This is a genomic window from Thermoclostridium caenicola (genome assembly GCF_900142095.1).
GTDB classification, from domain to species: domain Bacteria; phylum Bacillota; class Clostridia; order DSM-8532; family DSM-8532; genus Thermoclostridium_A; species Thermoclostridium_A caenicola.
The window spans coordinates 1-22,307 of the sequence record NZ_FQZP01000036.1 but is presented as its reverse complement, the minus strand read 5'-3'; the positions used below and the strand labels follow the sequence as shown (position 1 = coordinate 22,307).

The 22,307-nt window shown below is 52.0% G+C and carries 16 protein-coding genes; 4 read left to right on the top strand and 12 right to left on the bottom strand.

Annotated elements, in window-relative coordinates; genetic code table 11:
• Nucleotides 1-64: 64 nt before the first annotated feature.
• Complete coding sequence (locus tag F3H12_RS09455; RefSeq protein ID WP_149679098.1) at nucleotides 65-1,684, bottom strand: LysM peptidoglycan-binding domain-containing protein; 1,620 nt, start codon at nucleotides 1,682-1,684, stop codon at nucleotides 65-67.
• 230 nt (nucleotides 1,685-1,914) lie between these two features.
• Between F3H12_RS09455 and F3H12_RS09450 the strand changes: the two genes are divergently transcribed.
• Nucleotides 1,915-4,428, top strand: coding sequence for a vWA domain-containing protein (locus tag F3H12_RS09450; RefSeq protein ID WP_149679097.1), 2,514 nt, complete (start codon nucleotides 1,915-1,917; stop codon nucleotides 4,426-4,428).
• Nucleotides 4,429-4,581: 153 nt separating this feature from the next.
• Here the strand turns inward: F3H12_RS09450 and F3H12_RS09445 are convergent, their stop codons facing one another.
• The 5 genes from F3H12_RS09445 to F3H12_RS09425 form a co-directional block, all read right to left on the bottom strand.
• Complete coding sequence (locus tag F3H12_RS09445; RefSeq protein WP_149679096.1) at nucleotides 4,582-5,913, bottom strand: ATP-binding protein; 1,332 nt, start codon at nucleotides 5,911-5,913, stop codon at nucleotides 4,582-4,584.
• Nucleotides 5,914-6,341: 428 nt separating this feature from the next.
• Nucleotides 6,342-7,793 carry a flotillin family protein gene (locus F3H12_RS09440; RefSeq protein ID WP_149679095.1) on the bottom strand — a complete coding sequence of 484 codons (1,452 nt, stop codon included), beginning with the start codon at nucleotides 7,791-7,793 and terminating at the stop codon, nucleotides 6,342-6,344.
• 27 nt (nucleotides 7,794-7,820) lie between these two features.
• Nucleotides 7,821-8,465 (bottom strand): hypothetical protein, encoded by a 645-nt coding sequence (locus F3H12_RS09435; RefSeq protein WP_149679094.1) that lies wholly within the window; start codon nucleotides 8,463-8,465, stop codon nucleotides 7,821-7,823.
• A 103-nt stretch (nucleotides 8,466-8,568) separates the two neighbouring features.
• Nucleotides 8,569-9,756 carry a sensor histidine kinase gene (locus F3H12_RS09430; protein WP_149679093.1) on the bottom strand — a complete coding sequence of 396 codons (1,188 nt, stop codon included), beginning with the start codon at nucleotides 9,754-9,756 and terminating at the stop codon, nucleotides 8,569-8,571.
• A 209-nt stretch (nucleotides 9,757-9,965) separates the two neighbouring features.
• Nucleotides 9,966-11,468 (bottom strand): DHH family phosphoesterase, encoded by a 1,503-nt coding sequence (locus F3H12_RS09425; protein ID WP_149679092.1) that lies wholly within the window; start codon nucleotides 11,466-11,468, stop codon nucleotides 9,966-9,968.
• Nucleotides 11,469-11,643: 175 nt separating this feature from the next.
• Here F3H12_RS09425 and F3H12_RS09420 point away from each other — a divergent pair, with 175 nt between their 5' ends.
• Nucleotides 11,644-12,624 (top strand): hypothetical protein, encoded by a 981-nt coding sequence (locus F3H12_RS09420; RefSeq protein WP_149679091.1) that lies wholly within the window; start codon nucleotides 11,644-11,646, stop codon nucleotides 12,622-12,624.
• 232 nt (nucleotides 12,625-12,856) lie between these two features.
• Here the strand turns inward: F3H12_RS09420 and F3H12_RS09415 are convergent, their stop codons facing one another.
• Nucleotides 12,857-15,328 (bottom strand): CotH kinase family protein, encoded by a 2,472-nt coding sequence (locus F3H12_RS09415; RefSeq protein WP_188118474.1) that lies wholly within the window; start codon nucleotides 15,326-15,328, stop codon nucleotides 12,857-12,859.
• 67 nt (nucleotides 15,329-15,395) lie between these two features.
• The gene (locus F3H12_RS09410; protein WP_422822210.1) at nucleotides 15,396-17,516 is read right to left on the bottom strand and encodes an ATP-dependent helicase; all 2,121 of its coding nucleotides are present in this window, start codon (nucleotides 17,514-17,516) and stop codon (nucleotides 15,396-15,398) included.
• A 187-nt stretch (nucleotides 17,517-17,703) separates the two neighbouring features.
• Here F3H12_RS09410 and F3H12_RS09405 point away from each other — a divergent pair, with 187 nt between their 5' ends.
• A complete protein-coding gene (locus F3H12_RS09405) occupies nucleotides 17,704-19,014 on the top strand; it encodes a serine hydrolase (protein ID WP_188118473.1) in 1,311 nt (436 codons plus the stop codon).
• A 3-nt stretch (nucleotides 19,015-19,017) separates the two neighbouring features.
• On the opposite strand, the gene F3H12_RS09400 is transcribed toward F3H12_RS09405, so the two are convergent.
• Nucleotides 19,018-19,485 carry a sporulation membrane protein YtrI gene (locus F3H12_RS09400; RefSeq protein WP_149679087.1) on the bottom strand — a complete coding sequence of 156 codons (468 nt, stop codon included), beginning with the start codon at nucleotides 19,483-19,485 and terminating at the stop codon, nucleotides 19,018-19,020.
• Nucleotides 19,473-19,811: a YtrH family sporulation protein gene (locus F3H12_RS09395; protein ID WP_149679086.1), complete on the bottom strand. Its 339-nt coding sequence runs from the start codon at nucleotides 19,809-19,811 to the stop codon at nucleotides 19,473-19,475. Before F3H12_RS09395 ends, F3H12_RS09400 begins: the two co-directional genes overlap by 13 nt.
• A gap of 326 nt (nucleotides 19,812-20,137) precedes the next feature.
• Here F3H12_RS09395 and nagB point away from each other — a divergent pair, with 326 nt between their 5' ends.
• Nucleotides 20,138-20,962 (top strand): glucosamine-6-phosphate deaminase, encoded by an 825-nt coding sequence (nagB, locus tag F3H12_RS09390; RefSeq protein ID WP_149679085.1) that lies wholly within the window; start codon nucleotides 20,138-20,140, stop codon nucleotides 20,960-20,962.
• Nucleotides 20,963-21,012: 50 nt separating this feature from the next.
• On the opposite strand, the gene F3H12_RS09385 is transcribed toward nagB, so the two are convergent.
• Nucleotides 21,013-21,888, bottom strand: coding sequence for an HDOD domain-containing protein (locus F3H12_RS09385; RefSeq protein WP_149679084.1), 876 nt, complete (start codon nucleotides 21,886-21,888; stop codon nucleotides 21,013-21,015).
• 180 nt (nucleotides 21,889-22,068) lie between these two features.
• Nucleotides 22,069-22,307: hypothetical protein (locus tag F3H12_RS13360; protein WP_207706828.1), on the bottom strand; the 239-nt coding region annotated here is incomplete at its 5' end.

Below are 22,307 nucleotides of genomic sequence, written 5' to 3'. Positions count from 1 at the left end.
TGCCGCGCTCCACTCCGTTCCGCCCGCAATGACAGCTTTGGCGGACAAGGCTGACCTCACCTGCTCAGCGTCCGGCAGCTTTCAGCACCATGTTGGCATGTTCCTGGATATAGACCTTGGATGTGCTGCTGCTGTGGGATGTGCTGCCCTTCAGGTACAGGTCAAACATGCCGTTGACCCCGTTGTCGGTTACCGTATCGGCGCCGTGGGGCATGCCGGAAAGGGACGCTGCAATGTTGATGCCGTTGATATGCACCACCACCGCCCGCGGCGACCATTTCCACGTGCCGAAGATCGACTTCATAATTTCCGTATCGGCCCGTGTGGCAGGCTCGATATCCGCATGGTTGTAGCCGCCTATCATCACGGCTTTGAACTGCTTTCCGGTATCCACATCCACGATGGTGAAGGTGCTGTTTCTTTTAAGCAGGTACTTCCCTTCCGTTTGCCAGTCCACCAGCGCGCCTTTCCTTGCCGGTGCGGGATCCTGACCCGGTGTTACCGTATACGTTCTGGGCGCATAGCCCGATATGGCGATTTTATCCCCCGCATTCAGCCATTGATCCGGATCCATGTAATTGTACTTCAGCAAATCCTGCTGGCTGATACCAAACTTCTTGGCCACAGAGTACACGGTGTCCCCTGGCTGGACGATATAGGTAACATCCGGCCAGGATGTGACCGGCGAGGGTTTGGCGGGAGTCGCTGCTGCAGTAGTCCCGGGAATATACAAGGTCTGTCCCACATATATCGTATCCGACGTCAGCTTGTTCACTTTCCTGATATCTTCCACACTGACACCATAGTTCTGGGCCAGGCGCCAGAGGGTATCGCCGGACTTGACCACATGACTTCTGTACAGGATCAGTTGCTGACCGGGGTATATGGTGTCGGAGGTCAGGTTGTTGAGCTTTTTCAGATTATCCACGGTGGTCTGATAGCGCTGTGCGATGTTCCAGAGGGTATCCCCCGCCGCAACCGTGTAAACGCCCGCATTTCCGGTTTGGGTTTGGCTGGTTTTGCTGTTGACCATGACGGTGTTGGTGGCGCTGTCCAGGGTCACCTGATATCCCAGATTCTCTGCGATAAATTTCAGCGGCGCATAAGTCACGCCGTTCACCACCAGGGATTTGGGCATGGAAACCTGCTTGCCGTTCACCCTGGCAACGGTTGAACCGCGCATAAAGGCTATCTGGGTTCCGTTCTTGTTGATGCCAACCGTATTGGAGGCATCGTTCCACCAGACGCTGGCGCCGATTTTATTCCCGAATTCGTACAGGTTCACGTAAGTGGTGTAATTGTAAAAGAAGGGTTTGCTGTTGAAGGATTGAAGCTGCCCGTTGATGCTGATCCGGGCCGAATAGTCGAAATCCCCTTCTGCCTGGACAGCCTGCACGGTTTTGGCCGAAGCGGTGGTATCCGCGGCCTGGACCGGTGCCGTATAGATAAAAGAAGCCAATAGCAAGGATCCCACCATGATCCTGACCGTACGGATCTTAAGATCCGGGAACTTTTCGCGGATATAGTCCATGATGTTGCGGTCGAGTCGCTGCCTGTTCTCCGGATCGATCCGGTTGAACTCCTCGGCAAACTCTGCGTCATTCATGGCAGGATTGTCCAGGAACAGTTCCAGATCATACCCGTCTTCCACCTTGACCAAACGATAGCTTGAGAAGATATCCATGGTCTCACCCTCTGTCCAGTTGTTTCCTTCTTAGTATGATCGCTTCCGGCCAGAAATATGAAACCCATGCAAAATTCACAAAGAGGCATGATTGGATAAATCGTGAAAAATCAGTCCGGTTATTCGGATAGGTTTACCCAAAATGGATATTCCTTCAATCCGGCTGATATGGTAGGATATTTCTGGTCTACGGCAGCATCATGCTGAAATGTCTTCGCTTGGAGGTTGTCATGAAAAAGAAAAAACTTATCCTGTCTGCCATCATCCTGGCGGTCCTTTTGGCGGCCGTTTTTTTGCTGACCAGAACAAGCCTGCGCTGGAGCAAAGCCATAGAAACCCTGACAGGGGATGTCCATGTTTCAGATATTCAGGATCTTCAGATCGAGGCAAAAGTCTGGGATCTGTTTTTCAACGAGGCTGAACTGGAGATCCGCCTGAACGGCAGGCCGGTGCGTTCCGGCGTATCGCTCGTATCGCAGTTGAGCGGGTTTGGCGATTACATACTCGAGGCAGAGTACAAGGGGCATATCATCGAGAAGGAGTTCACCCTTGCAAGGGATTACACCGCATCCGATCCGGAAGTTCGGGCTGCTTCGCTCCTTTTTGACCTGCCGCAGTCCTATTACGATGATTTGGATACGGACGGGGACGGCATCACCGATCGTGAAGAACGAGAGAAGTACGGCACCGATCCATACCGTGCGGATACCGACGGTGACGGCTATATCGATACTCATGAGTTGTTTCTCGGGCTGGATCCGCTTGTGAAAGACAATTTTGATGAGCGGCGAAATTACACCATCGACAAGGGATCCTGCCGGATTTATGTTTCGGGCTACGGCAATATCGCCGATGTCTTTGTGGATGAAATCCAGGTAAAGGAGCTGGAAGAGAGTGATTTCGTCATCGGAAGCATCTGCCAGCTGACTTCTCCCCTGAAATTCGGAGAACATGAAAAGGGTACCTCCACCATCGAAAAGGTGCGTGTTGTGTTTGACCTGGAGCCCGGGATCGATGCCGATGACGTGGGCATCTTCACCTATGACAGGAAAACGGGCGAGATCTCCTGGCTCGAATCAGCTGTCAACAAAGACAGGCAGACCATTAGCGCAACCATCCAAAATCAGCAGATATTCGGATTGGGCTACCTGTCGAAAAAGCCGGACCAGATCAAGACCGAAGTCGCCCTGGTCCTCGACAACTCCGGCTCCATGTTCCCCATGGACTATGTGACGGACAATACCAACGCGGATCCTTCGGAATACGGCCATGATGTCGATTTTAACCGGGTAACCCTGATGCAGGATCTTGTCGGCAGCCTTAACAGCGATAAGTTCCTGTTTTCCGTGGGCGCATTCCAGGCCCACTATCACCGGGTAACCGGGATGACCGATTCAAAGGAAACGGTGAAATCAAGCCTTGAAAAGCTCAAAACCGAATACCAGACCTTTGACGGTACATCCATTGAAACGGCCATTAACGACGGACTCGATGAGTTTTCCAAGAAGTCCTACAACAAGAAATACATGATCCTTTTGACCGACGGCTATTCCGCAACCAGTTGGTTTCAATACACGCCAAGCCTGTCTTCGGTCCTGTCCAAGGCCAAGAACCTGCGGGTGGAGATCATCACCATCGGTCTTGGGGATTGTGACGAAGCCCTGCTTCAAAAGATCGCCGCCGAAACCGAAGGCGTCTATATCCATGTGAGAGATTCCGATGCCCTGAGCAAACTGCTTGAACGGCTCCTGTCATCCCTCAATGAACTGGAAGTTGACCAGAACGGGGACGGCACTCCGGACGCGCAAATGATCGCTGACAGCGGTTTCAGGTCGGACATCAACGGATTCCCCTTTGAGAATTTCGGCGATGAGAACTCGCCGGGAGGCAATTGCTTCGGTTTCGCGATGACAACCAAGCTGATTTACGAAAAAGCGCTGCCCTATGAGCTCAATAAGACCAAGCTCAGGGGTATTGCCGCATGGGCCATGGAAGAGGAATTTCTCAGGGAACTCCGCCTGGATGAGAGCACCCGCGAACTGCTCAATACCAGGAATCCTTATGACATCCATGTTCCCACCCTTTTCCTGATCGACAATCCGCCTCACTGGGATGATTTGATGAGCGTTAACGGCAATACCGGGGTAATCGACGCAAAATACAGGCAAAAGCTGATCGATACCGGGTTTGTTATCAGAACTGTTGAAAGACAAAAAACAGTGGACGGACAGAGAGTCATCCGGTACGAGGAGGCATCCTTCGACGCGTGGTCCGACATTGCCCAAGTCAATGTCCCGCCCGCCGAACTGGACATCATCCGGTTGATCAACAGGAATCACAAGGCCCAGCTGGATTCATTGGCGAGCCGTGAGATAGGGATCATGATCCGGGGAAGCGAAAACATCATGACCAAGGATGAACTGATCGAACCCATGATAAAACTCCTGGACAGCGGAAAACCGGTCCTGGTCGGCCTGGAATGTTCCCTGGGCGGTCATGCCGTACTTGTTACCAGCATGGCATACGACCTGAGCAATCCCAACAAGATCTACCTGACCATTTATGACAGCAACAGGCCCGGCCTTAATGCCACGGGAACCCTGGAAAGGATCAAGGCAACCAGGGAAGGTGAATTCTACGACAAATACAGACTGGAGTACAAGTACGGCGCGCTGGATTTCACATCCATCGTGATAACCAGAATTGAGCTGTTTAACGGCGATACGGTTTTCTACAAGCAATAAATGTTCTGTGAAAGTCTTGCGGTATAGCCTATCAACACCTTCTCGAAGAATCGGAGTACATTCAATAACCGGGGTCAGCCCATTTGAGGGGCAGCCCCGGTTTCTTTTCGCACATCATCACAGCCTTGTGTTCAGCCGCCATTTCCTTCCTGCTTAAGTTTCTTCCTGCGTTTTCAGGTAGCCTTCCAGCCAGTTGATGAACTGGGTCGCCGTCCTTGGCGAACGGCCGTTATACATCATCTCCCACTGTATGGCTTTCTTGCGCAGGAAATCCCTGTCCACCGTGAGGCCGCGCTGCTGTGCCAGCCCTTCCACGATACGGAGGTAGGATTCCTGATCCGGGGCCGTGAAGGTGATGGTCATACCGAATCGATCGGCCAGGGACAGCTTTTCTTCAATGGTATCCGCCGCATGGATCTCATCATTGGGATCATCGGACATCAGTCCGGCCCGCTCGCTGAACCGCTCCTTCACCAGATGCCTCCTGTTGGTGGTAGCATATACCAGGACATTGGCCGGCCTGTTTTCCAGGCTTCCCTCAAGGACGGCCTTCATGGCGGTATAGCTGCTCTCCCCGTCGCTGAAGGACAGATCATCGATGAAGATGATAAATTTCTGCGGCCTGTTGCGGATCATTCTCAGGATATGGTTGAAATCCGACAAAAGGTCCTTCGGCACTTCAATGAGGCGAAGCCCCAGGGAATGATACTCGTTCAAAAGCGCCTTGACCGTTGAGGATTTTCCTGTGCCACGGTCACCGTATAACAGCAGATTGTTGGCCGGATAGCCCCGGATGAACCGCAGCGTGTTCTCAACGATCTCCTTTCTCTGCAGCTCATAGCCGATGAAATCGCTGAGCCTCACCGGATCGGGATCATCCACGCCCCGCAGGACTCCCTGTTCCCCGCTACGCTCCCAGACAAAGCCATTGTAGCGGGCAAAAATACCTGACCCGCATTGGTTGTAGAAATCGAGCAGACGGTCGGAACTGTCACCCCAGGGTTTACCGGCTTCAAAAAAGCGGTAATTAATCGGCTCCGCACTCCATTCCGGAAGCTCGCTGACTATATCCGCTTCCCGGTTGCAGTTCCGGAGCCATTCGGTTTTAATCCCTCTGGATGTCGTCGCTGCCATTTCCCCCAGAACATTCAGTTCGCCGGCCAGCATGCCGGTCAGCCAGCCGGGCATTTGGGCAGCATGGTTTTGTCCGGCCATCAGGCTGACAGGGGTTTCGCGATAGAGGACGGCATGCGTCAGGTAATCGCCGAAGGAACAGTTCCCTGACAGTCCCTGCGCCATGTTTTGCGCAACCAGGCTGTGAAAAAAGTCGGAATAGCTTCTGACAAATTCCCTGCAATCGCGGTTTTCCCCGCAAACCGTTTCCAGCAAACGGATGAACCTGCCGACAACCTCGTCCTTGAGCAGGTCCCTGAACAGCACAAGTGATTCAATCCTTGCAACAAGCTTTTTTACGTCATTTTCCATTATCTGCTCCCCCAGGTATTGGTCGTACTGAACCGATTGACGGTTCTTCCATAATATTAAAATCCGCCATGGAAAAAATCAAGAAACCGCTCCGGATGCCGAAAAACCTGGCAGGACAAAGACCTGCCTTTCATCCCCTGCACCAAAGTTAAAATTTTGTTCACAAATCCATAAAAGATTTTTCATAAAAAGCGATTACAATAGGGATCAGTCAGATAGAACAAATAGAGAGCTGGCGCTTCAGAAATGTCCTCCTGGCAACCAGGGCACAAATTGCATATACTTCATCAAATACTTGCATGGAATGGTGCCTTGGGTTGCTTATTTTTTTGGTTTTTCAGGCTTAAGGCCTGTTTGACAACCTTCCGAAAAAACCCCGGTGAACTGATTCACCGGGGTTTTATGATCTTCGTAATACTTTTAATTGTCTATGATTTTGCCTGTTGGCCGGGAACTGCCTTATTGCCTGCGGCAGCCTGTTCTTTCGCACCTGTTTCAGCCGATTCCTTCGCTGTATCCGGCTGTTTGATTTCCTTGCCCAGGTAATCGGGGAGCTCCAACCCGGCCATCTTGTACATATCGTTCAGGGGCGGGATGGACTTCAGCAGGCCGGAAAGGAAATTGGCCGTGGCAGGGGTGCCGTCCTTGCCGCTCATATTGTCCCAAACTGTGACCTTGTCAATCTTCAGGTTCTTGATGGCTTCAACCTGGATCCGCATCAGATCTTCCATCTTGTCGGCAAGCATCATCCTGGTGGCATCAACGGCACTTCCGCCTGCGGCGGCTACCAGCTGGGCAAAGCCCTGGGCCTGCTTGGTCAGCAGTTCCTGCATACCGCGGGCCTGAGCCTCCATCTTCATGTAGATGGCATCGGCTTCACCCTTGGCAAGCCTGCGGGTTTCCTCGGCCTTGGCTTCAGCCTCGAGCTCGATGCGCTTTTTCTCAATCTCGGTTTTAACAAGAATGTCAGCTTCCTGGGTAGCACGCTCACGGGCAGCACGGGCAAGCTCGGCTTTTTCCTCTGCCGCATAGGACTCTTCCAGTGCCTTGGCGGCCTGGATTCTCTCTGCGGCAGTGGCACGCCTTAAGGCCTCTGCCTGGCGCTCACGGAGGACGGCATTGGACAGGGCAATCTGAGCCTGTGCCTCGTTCTCACCTTTAATGGCCTCAGAGTTTGCAGCCGCAACCTGGATTCTCTGATCCCTGTTGGCATTGGCTTCACCAATGGCACCATCCCTGTTCTTCTCGGCTACAGACTTCTTGGCATCGTTGATGGCCTTGGCGGCGGCTTCCCGTCCAAGGGCTTCTATGTAACCCGACTCATCGGTGATATCGGTAACGTTCACGTTAATCAGGCGCAGACCAATTTTCTTGAGTTCGGTTTCAACGTTTCTGGATACTGCTTCCAGGAACTTGTCACGGTCGGTGTTGATCTCCTCGATATCCATGGTGGCGACAACAAGCCGCAACTGTCCGAAAATAATATCCTTGGCCAGTTCCTGGATTTCATTCAGCTTCAGTCCCAGCAACCTTTCAGCTGCATTCTGCATAACACCCTGCTCGGTGGAGATACCGACGGTAAATCGTGACGGGACATTAATCCTGATGTTCTGCCTGCTCAACGCGTTCTCAAGGTCAACGCTGATGGAAATAGGCGTCAGATCCAGGTATTCATAGGCCTGAATAATGGGCCAGATAAAAGCGGCACCACCGTGGATGCATTTGGCCGAGACAGCCGTGCCATCCCTGGCTGAACCCACTTTTCCGTAGATGACCATGATCTTGTCGGACGGGCATTTCCGATAACGGGAGATGATGAACAGGAAGGTGAACAGTACAAGAACCGCAACGACAGCGATCAGGATCAAAGTTTCTTGCATAATGCATTCTCCTCCATACGATTAATCTCAATGGGTGCTGACTTCATCATTGGGTATCACCGTCAAAACATTGTCCTCTGTAATGCCGGTGACGAAAACCGATTCCCCGGTTTTCAAATCGCGGTCCGCGCTGGTTGTGGCCTCAAACTCGCAGAACCGCTCCTGCACCATGACATTGATCTTGCCATACCCCCGGTTGGCCGCAGGAATGGTCATATAAACCTCGCCAACCTTTCCGATGGCATTGGAAACATCGATATTGCCGCTGTACTGCAGCCTCAGCGCCATACGGATTGACCATGTGACAAAGTACAGCGCCGCCCATCCGGCCATCAGGGCAAACACGATAACCGCAGGAAGCGGAAGTTCCAGACCCGCCAGCACAACTCCGGTCCATCCGCCAACCGCGAAGAAGGCAACAATGCTCCTTAAAGTAAAAAGCCTGACCTCAGCCACATCATGGCTATGCGTCAAATCCCCCACATGGTCGGCAGCATCGGCACCCGCTCCATCGCCGTCTGCAACATCGTGTGAAACATCGGCATCGCCATCACCGTCGGACAAACCGATGATAAACAGGATGATCTGGATGACCAGCACCAGGGTGGCCGGGATGGCAAAACAGGCGAACAATTGCTGCAATGTGCTTAATCCGTTCCACCAGTCTACCATTCGCCTGCCCTCCTTTCCTACTTTATCTATACCAGATAAAGGTATAGGGATGCAACACTTCCAACGGCTTCACGCGCAGCTGGTCCACGGAAAACTGCCGCTTTCAGGAAAGATAATCGCTGAACTCCATGGCGACAAACTGGGAAAGATTCCTCCCCGCCATGCCTTCGCACGCTTTGCTTTCCTGCTCCACATAAACCGGCAGTTGGATCTTGAAGGTGCTGCCTTCCCCGATCCTGCTTTCAAGGAAGACTTCACCGCCGAAAGCGGAAACGATTTTCTTTACCAGGGACAATCCGATACCGGTTCCCCCCGTCTGCCGTGCCAGGGTATAATCCGCCTGGCCGAAGCATTCAAAAACCAATTCCTGTTTGTCTTCCGGTATACCGATGCCCTGATCCTTTACCGTAATCCACACATATTCCTTTTGGCCTGAATGGGTTTCGGAAATCGAAACATGGACCTGTCCCCCTGCCGGGGTAAACTTGATGGCATTGGACAGCAAATTCAAAAGCATCCGTTCAAACATATCCTCATCGATGGCCATTATCTTGCTGTCCATTGCGGCATCAAAGCCCAAAGTGATATTCTTCTGCTGGGCATATAGCTTGACCGATTCGGTGATTTCCCTTGCCAGGTCCACAATATCGATGTTTTGCCGGTTGATCTTGAGACCGCCCGCGTTGAGGCGTGAAATATCAAGAATATTATTAATAAGCCGGAGTTGCTTATGGGTGTTCTGCTTGATTTTTTGCAGGAAGCCCCTGAGCTTTTCGCTCAGTTCGTTTTTGCAAAGGTATTCTATTGCCTGAACGGCCGAATGGATAATGGCCAGCGGCGTTTTCAGCTCATGGGCAATGAACATGAAATATTCGTCCTTTGCTTTCAGAGCTTTCTTTAATTCTTCCTTCTCTGCCTTTTCCTTTTCCAGCAGCTTTTCATATTTCTCCCTGAGGGATCGTTCAATATCCTTATAGGTATCCGCAGTATGGATGGACACAATTGTTTCACCGGAAGCTCCGCATTCGGTGAACGAAATATCCACTTCCTCCGGCTTCATCCACCGATTGAAGATAAAACAATGGAGATTCTCAGACTGCTTAATCAGTTCCGGTTTCTCCACGGTCGCCTTGAGATCATTCACCAGCAGATCCTCGATGGTTTTGCCGGTAACCATCTCCGGCATGTACCCTGTCAAGGAGGTAAAACTCTGGCTCACATCCTTGACAAATCCATTCCGCAAAGTGATAGACGTACCGCCTTCCCGTTCTGCAGGATGTTGTTTCATCATACTAGCCTCCAGTTATTAAAATTCTCATCCACAAACGTGGCTTAAACAGTTGATCTTTTCGCATTCCCCCCCCCCGCTTTTTGTCACGCAGAAAACCCAACAATATCATTATATAGCATTTTGTAATAATTTCCCATATATTATTATAATTTTTTTGTTAAATAGGCATCTTTTCACATCAGTATTAATTCTACTCACTGCATGGGCATTTAATCTGAGATTTCCTGATATATCTGGCTGAATATATCTCCCCGGATGACATAAATGTCATTGTGGTCTTCCGTCCGCACAGCAAGATAATCGCCCGGGCGGCCAAGCACATAGGTATCCTTGTCCCAGATGGTGAACACCTTGCTGTATCTGCAAAGAGGTTTGGCGAGGATTCGACCTTCGCCCGTGCTGACGCATTTTTGCGCCTTTGCCCGCAGATCGATGCTCTCACCGCTCATCCTGTTACGAACGCTGGGAAAATACTCGGTCTCAAGATTGAAGGGTTCGTCTATGACACGATAGTTCCTTTCAAACATGGTTCTTGCAATAGGACTGACCTCGCCTTTTACCCCTATCATGAGATACAGATTATCATCGGCCACCAGATCATCCAGGTCACCCATCAGGGTTCTGACCAGCAAGGGCGTTCCTTTGGGGAAGATATCGGTGCTTTTCACGTACCCGCAGACCACAGGCAGCTTTTTGTAGCATTTCATTTCCGACAGCCGCAGCTCATACTTGCCGGCATATATCACATCAAAGGACGAATAATACTCGCTTATCCGGGAAAGCAGGTATTCGTCCGCATTGATACTGGGATACTTCTCCTCGAATTTGTGGTAACTGATAAAACCCCCGGCCTTTTCAGCATGGCCACCGCCCGAACCGATGTCGTCGGCGATCCAGGCCGCCAGCTCACTGGCCATAATCTCATGGTTTGAACTTCGTACCGAGTATTTGATGCCGTTGTTTATTTCACTGTAAACCACGCATACGTCGATCACGTCCACCTGGTGGGCCATGTCGCTGATATAGCCCAGGATGTTGGGATCGCAGGGGTTGGTCTTGATGACGGCAAACCGGTTCTTCCGGTTGTATGAGGTACGGATGAGTGCCATACCCGCCGTTTCCAAATCGTTGAGGGTCAGATTGCTGTTCCTCAGTCTGCGTATCAGGAGTTTGTCGGGCACCAGGCTGTCCCGCATGTCCCGGTCCAGGGGATGGTTCAGTTCGGAAAAACCGTTGGTATCGGAATAAAGACCATACCAGAGGGCGGTGACAACATACGGATGGGCATTGATGTCGAAGCCTTCGTCCAGCAGCATCTTCCATACCAGGGTGGAACAGCTTGCCAGATAGCTCCGGATATCTGATCGCTCGATGCCGGTTATCTCCTGCTGATGGTGATCGATAATGGCCACATGCGGCACTTCGAACTTTTTGACATTACCGGCTCCGTACTGGCAGTCCACGGTGATGAGAAGGCCGTCAAAATGGTCCAGGGATTCCACATATTCTATGGGAATACTCAGTTCCTTTATCAACAAGAGGAGATTGGGTTTGGATATTTTTGACCTTCCGCTGTATATGAGCCTGACATCCTTCCCCTTTTCCCTGAACCAGGTATAAAGGGCAAATCCCGATGCAATGGCATCCGCATCCGGATCATTGTGGCACTGGATGATGATGCTGTTGTAGACGAGCAGTTCAGAAAGCCTCATAGGGTGCGTCCTCCATAGATGGCATATCATGACCGATTTACATGGCATGTACCTTCATATCTAACATATATTAAACTAGGCTGCGAATGCAAGATCGCGTTCCCTGCCCCAATACGGTATGATATGAGGTAATGCTGCCATGCATGAAGTGTGGAAAACATACAGGAAACCGTTAATGGTACTGCTGCTGGCTTTTGCTTTCGTCGTCGGGCTACTGATTATTTACCACCGTACAGCCACCACCTACGTCATGGGTGCCCTGATCCATCCGGGCCGCATTGAAACGGAAGAGCGCATGGGAAGCCTGATGGTCGCCGATTTGGACGAAGATGAACCCGAACGGTTTCACAGACCTTCAGGCAGTCCGGCCCTCAATACCAAGTACTCCTTCTCCGAGCTTCAGAACCCCCATGAGACCGTCCCCGTCTTCAAGAACCCTGAGGATCTTATCAAAGCCTATTACGGCCTGCTGCGCGAGGCTTCCAACATGGCGGGTCATCACGGCGGCTGCGGCACCATCGGCTATCACCAGGAGCCTTATCCCTATGCCTGGAAGCTGCTGACCGAGGACTACAGAAAAGCCCTGCCCCTTCAAAAGTTCATCGACTCTTTCAAAGGAACAGGGCATACCACGCTGTTGAAGCTTATTCCGGCCTGGGCTCCCCCTGATACGCCGGACAACATCCGGTATTACATGGTGGAGACAGAGGTCATCACCGGCCCGCCAACCACCGGAGAAACCAAAGACACGGCCCAGCCCGGCTATTTTGCCTATTACTATGGCCTGGTAACCGTTGAGGACACGGGCAGGGAAGGCTGGAAGATCAAACGGATAGATTACATTCCCGAAGATTTTCTGTGCGCGCCCTATCATAGCTGGTACTGGGACGCATCGGCCCTTGTGGAAGTCATCCATGGGAATTGGTACGGTCTGGTGGACAAGATCGACTCCATTGACAGGCATGACTCCCTGTACTTGGTTTACGCCGTCGGAAACGGTCAGTTCTACCGTTTCGACTTCGTCAGGCTCACCAATGGTGAGGATATCCTGCTCCGTGAGAATATCCGGTTCGCCGGTGTCTGGAAGGAAACCAATCTGCTCAGGGAGAACGACCAGATTTACAAGCTTTCGGTGCTGAATCCCAGGCTGAAATAGCCAAAGCCTGCAACATGGACTTTTTGAGATTGCCACGTCTCTTGCTATAGGAAGGGAGCCCGTAAAGCCGGTCGCTGTGCTGCACGGCTGCAAAACATCAAGCTGCTCGAATGGTGGGCGGCTGAACTCGCTGCGCTCAAACAGCAGCCGCCCCCCATTCTCGCAGGATGTTTTGGCGCCTTATCGCAATGCGACCTTAACCTTTACGGGCTCCCTTCCCGCTGGTGTCACCTCATTCTTTCTCGAATATCGCCCGTATGGCCAGATCGGCTTCAGGCACAAGTGTGACAGCCGGTTCATCCTTAAAGCCCATGTTGGTTTCCCATCCAGCGAACCGGTATCCTTCCTTCGGAACTGCTTCCAGGGTAACCGGAATCCCTTCCATGGCCACACCGTTCCACTGTACATCCTTCATGAACATATCCATGCCGTTCAGCCGTATGGCGCCTCCCGCTGCATCGGACACTTCCAGCGAAATTTTATACCGCTCCAGGCCAAAATAGCTCTTCAAATCCCGGGTGATATAGTTGACCCGCTGCAGCGCGAAGCCGATGAGGCCATTGGTATGACGCTTCCACTCATCAATGCTTCGGTTCAGGATCATCCAGCGCTCCAGGTGCTCCGGGATGGCCGGCATGATGGTTTCCCGCATCTCCACCACGCGCTTTGTAACATAATCGGGATGGAACCTGGTATTGAGCAGGTCCACGAATCTGGCAATGAACCTGGTTTTGAACTCCTCATTGGTCAGCAGGGACCGTAAAAGCACCGTTGACCAGTCGGGGTTGGGCCATTCCGTTCCCCCGGCCTTGGTGGCAAACACCAGGGTTTTGTGGCTTGCCGTAGCATAAAAGCTGTACAGGCCAAAACCAAAATCGGTATCATACAGCATCCAGCGCCAGCGGCCGTCATGACCCGCGGGCGCGTCGGGGTCAATGGTATCCGTGCGTTTCCGCCAGACCTTCACGTTGTTTCCGGGCCAGTCGGTATTGGCAAAATAGATCTGGGCCACGTGATAGGTGATGAAATTATCCACGTCTATGCGTTCGGCTACGTATTCATAATTCTCCGGAAGACTCATGTCGTGGGTTCTCACAAATTCGAGCAAATCATTGAAGGACTGCGCATCGTCTTCCCGGCCATAGTAAAGCTCCATGCCCTGTTCGCCGGAACGCCCTTCAAGGATGGCGATATGGTCAAAATCCACGCCGTAGTTGTCATGAATGAAATATTCATCAAAGACTTCCCGGATATTGTATATCCCCCAGAACTCGCCATTGATGAACAGGACCGCAGGCCGGTAGCTCTGGGTATCCACCCCAAGGCCTTCAACAAGGCTCTGCATCATGGCATCCCGGAACAAAGTGGATTCCCAGTCGTTCCCTGAGCTTCGGAGAAGAATCTGCTTGAAGGCGGTCAGGGGCTCGTCCGGGTTCCCCCGCCGGGTCAAGCCGGGAAAAAGGGGATATTCAATGACATCGGGCCGCTCATACCGGTTTCGGGCAACCAGGCGCAGGGATTTTTGCCGGTTGGCCCGGGTCCATCCTCCCGATGTCCGTATCCCGACATTCTTGGTAAATCCCACGGTTCCGTCGGGCTCAAAGAAGGTCACGTGCGCTTCCTTCTCCCACGCCATTCCCCTCTGGTTGTAATTGGCGGGAGTCTCGCCGTCCACAGGCGCATTCGGGTTTTGGGACATCCAATCGCTGAACACCTTTCCCTTCACATAGATTCCTGTGAAATAGTCGAACAGGTTATCCGGATCCGTCACCAGGGATACGACGGGAAGCTTGTAGCGTCCGGCCATATCCTCGTCCACAAAGTAGGTATGGGTCACCGTTTCGCTCATGGAACCGTCCGGCAAAAAAGCGCGCGCCCGCACCACCGTTCCCTTGAAGACTTCCTTCAGGGGCGGCATGTCCGCAATGGATATTCCTGTGATGTTGGCATAAACATTGCGCTCCCCCTCCCTTGAACGAATGAGGATGGGCTCCTGGTAAACGGGTGAATCGGCGGTGGGTTCGGATCCGTCCAGGGTATAGCGGATGGTGGCCCTTGGATCCGAACAGCTCAGCACCAGTTCAAAACCTTCACTGTAAAAACCGCTTCCCGCAGAGAATTCCGGCAGGCTGACCTGCGCGAAATAGGGCGTCAGATCCGCAATGGCCTCGGCATTGCTGTCTCCGGGCGTGGCCTGGGCCAGGAAAGCATGGCCTCCTCCGGCAGCCACACCGTATGAAACATCGGGAATGACCCTGTCCAGACGTATTGAATCAACAGCCATGCCGGAAGGATTGGACAGGGTGATCACCTCGCCTGCGCTTATCCGGAAATTGGCATGGAGCCCTGCATCGGACACCCTGTCCTTTCCGTCAGCCCATACCAGCAAATACTCGCCGGGCATCAAGGTCACATCGGGAAAGGTCCATAAATGGGGTATGTCCTGTTTATCGGACAAACCATAGTCCAAAAGGTTTACCGGCTGGCTCCCCGGATTGTAGAGTTCAATCCAGTCCCTGGTATCTCCGTCCTCATCGACAAGGCCTGTATGGTTCATGGCCATGATCTCGCTGATGATGACATGACCGCTTTTTTCACTGTACGCACCGGATAAACCGCCGGCCTGCAGTCCATCCGCAAAGAGAACCGCAAGCACCAGCATGGCTGCCGTTATGACGCACAGGAGCGTCCACTGCTTTTTCATAACTGTCACCTTCCCTATAAGTCCTGATATGGTCCGGTTCGGCATACCCGGCCATAAACGTGGTGTTTCATTCGTTTGCCGCATCCAGGGTGATGATGCCGTGCTCCAGGCAGATGGCCAGATCCAGGCTCCTGGTCTTTCCACCGAAATCCACTCTGATGACGGCCGTTTTGCCGTCATGCACCGAGATGCCCGCCACGATGCCCCTTCCGTATTTCTTGTGGTACAGGACTGAACCCTCACGGATCCTCTCGCGGGAGTCCTGATTGAGGATGCAGGCCACCTCGTTAACAAAAGTTGAACGGGAAACGGGCAGCCCATGGTTCTGCTCCGGGGCTATCAGGTACAGGTATTTCCTGGCACGGGTCATCCCCACATAGAACAGTCGCCGCTCTTCTTCCATCTCCGCCTCATAGCCGGCATGCATCGCCTTTATGGCGTGCTGTCCGGGGATCTCGTCCTGGATAAGATCCACCATGAAAACGGCGTCAAATTCCAATCCTTTTCCCGAGTGAAGCGTGGTCAGCGTCACATGGAAGTCATCATCCTGGCTATGCGTCGGGGAAGGCGATTCCAGAAGCTTCTCCAACCTGGCCAGATGCTCCAGGAACTGCGGTATGGTGCCAATTCCTTCCGCCAGGGTTTTCAGGATGCCAAACATGGCGTAAACCCGGTCAAAGAATTGCCCGGTCTTGTCGCAGAGGCCCTTGATGCCGGAAAAGTACATGAATTCATTTTCGACATACGCCAGGGCCTTATCGGGCGGCATCCTGGCGAACCGCCTCCATTCGCATTTCAGTTCCAACATCTTCTTCTGCTGGAACGGATTCAGGTCCGGGCTTGCGCTGATGGCATCCAGGACTTCCAAGCGTTCATTCATTAAGGCCTGCTGGACCATGGTCTTTGAAATATAGCGGTTCATCCGGTAGCAAATCCTCTGGAAGGATTCCCTGTCATAAGGATCCAGGGCAAAGCGGAAAAACGCCAGGATATCCTGTACCATCCAATGCTGCATGAAATGCACCTTGTTTTGTCGGACCCTGTAAGGGATGCCATGGCGTTCGAAATAGTCCACCAGGCATACCGATGACAGGTTGTTCCGGTAAAGTACCGCCACTTTGATGTTTTCATATCGCTTCCGAAGCTCCCGCACGCGGTCTGCCACATATTTAAGCTGCTCCCCGGCATTTCTCACATTGACTATGACAGGATTCGTAAAATACGGGTTCAGGGTGCAGTGCTGCTTATCAAAGCGCTTTTTGTTGGACCGGATGAAGCGGCTGCTGACCTCCACGATGTTCCGTGAGGAACGGTAATTGTTTTCCAGCCGATACAACCTGAGGCCGGGGTACTGCGTCTTCATGCCCAGGATGTGCCCGGGATCCGCGCCACGGAAGCCATAGATGCTCTGGTCGTCATCCGCCACAACAAATACATTGGGATTATCGGACGGCATGATGAGCCTGAGGATCTCAAACTGGAGCCTTGACAAATCCTGGGCCTCGTCCACCTGATAGAAATCATACCGGCTGCGATACTGCAACAGGATATCCGGATACCGGTTCAGGATATGCCATGCATGGACCAGCATATCATCAAAGTCGATAAGGCCCCTGGCTCGCTTGTATTCCTCGTAGGCCCGGTAAAGTTCGGCAAAGCGCGGTGTCTGCAACTCCAGGCTTCCGAAATCCTTTTCGGGCACCATGCGGTTTTTCACCAGGCCGATCTCGTTGCTCAGGATTTCCAGATCGTCATCGCCGGCCTGTCTCTGATGCAATTCGCGCCAGATGTTCTTCAGAACGGCGGCCTTGCTTTCCAGGGGATCATCGGACCCCTCAATGAGCCTGAACCGCTTCCCCTGGCGCTGTTCGTACTCCCGAAGTATACCATAGCAGAAGCTGTGAAAGGTGGAGAACCGGACTGAAATTCCCGACCTTCCGAACAGCCGGCTATATCGGGTCTTCATCTCCAACTGCGCAGCCTTGTTGAATGTCATGGTCAGGATACGCTCCGAGCGTACATGCCCGGATGCAATCAACATGGCGGTTCTCACCGTAATAACCGTGGTTTTTCCCGAACCGGGACCGGCCAGCACCAGGGCCGGGCCGACAACATGACCGGCTGCCTGAAGCTGCTGCTGATTGAGGCTGATACCATATTCAGATTTGAGCTGCGAAAAGAAATCCACCGAATCCATCCTTCACGCGCCCTGCATCCATCCCCCCAAAAACGGTTGGCGCAACAGATTGTCAGCTTTAATCATACCATCATTTCAGTGTCTGGACAAACCAAAGCCAGGAATCTGTCAGGATATTTATGAACCTATGCCCATATATTGAATTAGTGCAGCAATGATACGGGAGCTTTTGCCGTTCATGCCACTGAAAATCATTCCGGCAATACTCATCGTTACGCTCATCTTCCCGCCTATTCCGGGAAGCTCGGGCAAGCCCGGCAATACCGCTTTTGAAGCTTTCAGTCCCCATGAATCCAGCCATCAGGCTCAAGCCGGAGCCATTCCGACACAGGCGGATGACTGGTTGAAGCCTTCCATTCAGGAAGAAATGCCCGGAGTTGATCCGGTGGAATCCCCGCCTTCCCATGAACCCCTGCCTTCTGTGGAAACCCAGCAGCCATTGCCGGAGGCTCCTTTATCGACACCCGCCAATAACGTGAATCCGCCAGCGCCCGAACAGGGAGGATCCGGGCAGAATCCAGGCGCTGAGAGCGCAGAACCGCTGCACGGCGCGGAAGGCACTGCTCCGCCAGACGTGCCGCAGGAAGAATGCACCGCCGAGGAACCCTCCGTCATCACCGACAGTTTCCCCCAGGCCGATCTCAGCACCGTGGAATATACCATTTTCAAAAACGAGGTTCTGGGCATCATCAAGAAGGCCGAGCAAGTTTCAGGCATCAAGACCACCTACGGGGTTTTCGTCATGGACCTTGTCAACAACTATACCTGCGGGGTCAACGAGAACCTTACCCGTATCGATCCCTACGACAACATGCTGGAGGGATATTTTAACAGCGCCTCTGTCGTCAAACTCTTTCAGGGGTATATCCTTTGCGATATGATGCGGCGAGGGGAACTGAGCGCGGAGGAAACCTATTACGACGCGGTGACCGGCAGGCGCTTCAAGCTGCTGAACATGATCAAAACCATGATCAGCTACAGCGACAACAACTATTCCAACGCTTCGCTGAGGCTCATCGGAAATCAAAAATCCAACGAGGTGCTGGACCGCCTCGGCATACACAACAGCAGGATATATGGCGAGATGTCGGGCGCCATAGGCTACAGCCGCAAAAACAACCTGGCAAGGTACGGCACCGAAAAGCGCTGCGCCCGCATAACGCCGCGCGATACCGGTCTGATCCTCTATAACGTTTATGTCAACAGGGAAACCGACATCTACATGAAAACCATCCATGAAGGTCTTTTGGGAAACATCTACAACACCCGTATTCCGGTGGGGGTTTCAAGGGTTAACCGGAAGTATGCGGTTGCGCATAAAACCGGGACCAATTCCCAGCTGGGCATCTATAACGACGCGGGCATCATCTATTGCAAGCGGCCCTTCATCCTGGTCGTCTTTACCCAATCCACCACCCAAAAGGCAGGCGAGAACTTTATCCGCAGCCTGGCAGAGCAACTGACCCGCTATTTCGACGGCAAGGCATGAGGCTTATTCCAGCGGGCGGACTTCAATCCATAGTTTCAGGTTTTCAGCCAGGATGAGTTTTCGGACAAAGAGCTGGTATTGGCCGTTGTCCAGGCGAAAGATGCGCTTGTCGGCCACCTCGGCGATCATCTCGGCGTCGAGGGTTTTGACCTCCTTGCCAAGAAGCGCATGATACTTCTTTTTCAACTCGGTCTCAAACACCAGGAGGTCAACCTCTTCGTCCTCGCAGATAAAAACCACGTCCACCGATTTGAGGATGTATTTGCCCTTGTTCAACGATTTCTCAAGCTGTTCCAGCTGAGCGTTTTTTTCTGCGATAACGCTTTCCAGGTAGGCATTCATCCTGTGGAAGTTCTCCAGGCGGTAACTGACAAGGGTGGTCATAATGGTCAAGCCCAAAAGGACGCCGGTGACAACGCCTGCATAAAAGCCAAACAGCACAATCGGCCTTCTTGTCCTTATTCCCGCCATAGGGCACCAAACCTTTGAATCAGACGAATATAGCCATAGGCCGCATTAGCGCCCAGCAAGGCCATGACCACATGGATGCCCTGTTTGAAAATGGAAAGGAATTCTCCCTGAAAAATTCCCTTTTCAATCACCTTGAAGGATGAAAAGGTATCGCCCAGGGCTATGGCCATGGCCCAAATCTTGATGGACCCGGCAATATCCATCATGGCTTCAAGCGGAGGTTTGTTGGTCAGAATGGCGCTGATTCCCGCAAAAACACTTGCGCCGATCACGACGCCGAATGCGACGAAGAAATTGCGTACGATGCTGGTAAAAAAGGCGGACAATTCCCCGGACCTCCCGGCAAGGTTGTCTGATATACAATATGAGAGGCATATGCATATTATACGGGACGGGTTGTCCGGCAAGGATGCGCTCCGGAATAAAAAAAGGACCCTCTGAATGACAAGAGGGCAAAATCAAAACCCCAGTGGGGACCAATAAGATTTTACCTTGCCCTTGCAGGAAAAGCAACTGTCTCCTGAATCTGTAATCCGTCAAAAAACCCAAAGTTTTGATTGACATTTCAGGAAAATCGTTTTTATTATTGTATTAGTCTTTAAAACGCAAGATTTCTTGCGCAGGATTTCCTGCATGCAAAGGAGCATGGATTATGAATGTCATCATCAGAAATACCTATGAAGAAATGAGCCGTTACGCGGCCGAAGTGATTGCGGCAATGGTCCGCTCAAAGCCTGACTGTGTGCTGGGGCTGGCCACGGGCAGTACCCCGATAGGTACATACCGGGAACTGATCCGGATGCACAAGGAAGAGGGTCTGGATTTTTCCCAGGTGAAGACTTTTAACCTGGATGAATACCTGGGATTGGGTATGGATTTGAGTAAGCCCTATGAGCAGGACCAGAGCTACGCCCGGTTCATGCACGAAGAACTTTTTAAGCATATCAATATCAAGAAGGAAAACATCCATATTCCCGACGGGCTGACCAAAAACCCGGAAGAATTCTGCATGCAGTATGAGGAAGAAATCAAAAAGGCCGGCGGTATTGACCTGCAGCTTCTGGGCATAGGCGGTGACGGGCACTGGGCTTTCAACGAACCCGGTTCATCCCTCGCTTCCCGGACACGCGTGGAAGCCCTGACCAAGCAAACCCTTGACGACAACTATGAGCTCTTTTATTGCAAAGCCGGCATTCCCAGGGAGCAGATGCCCCATTTCGCCATCACGATGGGTATCGGTACCATCCTGGAAGCCAGGAACATCCTGATGATCGCCAATGGCAGGCGGAAGGCCGACGTGGTGGCAAAAGCCATTGAAGGCCCTGTCACCTCCCAGATCACCGCCTCAGCCATCCAGCTATTCAGCGGCGGCATCACGGTGGTACTTGACAGGGAAGCTGCTTCGAAGCTGAAAGACATCGACTACTATTTGCACAAGGAAAAGCTGAGCAGCCTTTTCAGCTCCAAAAAGTCATAAAGCGTACATGCAAAAGGGGATCGGCAAATGCCGATCCCCTTTTGCATCCGTCACAGCGCGAAGTATTCGTTGCGGATAATCCTATCCACTTCGTCCGGCAGCTTTTCTGCCAGGCTCTGGACAAATTCATGAGATAGGTTCAGCTTTTCCCGCACATGATCGGAATAGATGAAAGTCGTACTGGTGCCCAGCAGGTTTTCATAGTAGTTCGTGCTGATGGAATCCGCCAGATAAAGGACATTAATCTCATTATTGATCCTGCCGTACGGGAACGGACTGTGGTGATAGCCTACGATGACGCAGATTTCTTCCGGCAGTCCCCATTGCTCGCAAAGCCACATCCCGATCTCCGCATGGGTAATGCCATTCAGCACGACCTTTTCCGCCACCGTCTGATGGACCCCGTTTTCTACCTGCTTGGCATAGATTTCATCCAGGTGTTGCGGCAGGCAGATGTCCAAAACCGTTATGCCGATATCATGGATCAACCCGTATGTAAAAATCTTTTCCTTGTCGCACTGGCCGGTCTTTTCCGCAATCATATAACTTGCAATGGAAGTGCCGACGCAATGCTGCCAATACTTCCTGCTGTCAAACAGTTTCGTCCTGCCGCAGCTTTCCGGGAGCAACAGCCTGGTCATATGCGCAATGGAGATCATTCTGACGTTGTAGGCGCCCAGATACAGAATTGCATCCTTCAAGTTCGTGATTTTTCGGTTGAACTGTGAGATATGGTTGATCACCCGGACCAGTACGGTTTCCATGCCCGGAATAGCGTACAGCCTGTCGATGCATTCATTCATGTCGTACTCATAAGGATTCAGAAGCATGCTCAGAGCGTCTCCGAGATCCTTAGGTATCCTGGGCAGAGACTCCGATTGCTGAATCTGTTGGATTATCGGATGATCTTTCGGATAGTCCAGCATTTTCAACTCACCTGTTTCTTTCCTCATGCCTTACGAACAGCCATTTGCCTTTGTATGCGGCGCAAACCGCCGCAAACTGCAGCCGTTCGTCACTCATTTTCTCTATGGAATGAAATTCTACTTTCATCATCGTGCACCAATGCTGCAAAAGTATTTTTTTATATCATACCTTCATGCAACTCACTTTTCAATAATAACACCCAGTCTTGCAGCATATCGGTATGCGCCAACTGCTGAGGGATTTTGCAGCAAGGGGCAAATCTTAAAGGTTAGGCAAATAAACAGCTTGTCGGTAAAAATGATCATTGACTTTTGTTTAATGTGAGTCAAGTCCAAATTTGTGTGTAAAATACCTCGGTCATCAAAGCAGTAGCTAATCAAACAATAGTCTAAGCGTTTATGCCGCGAAAGCTGTTGAC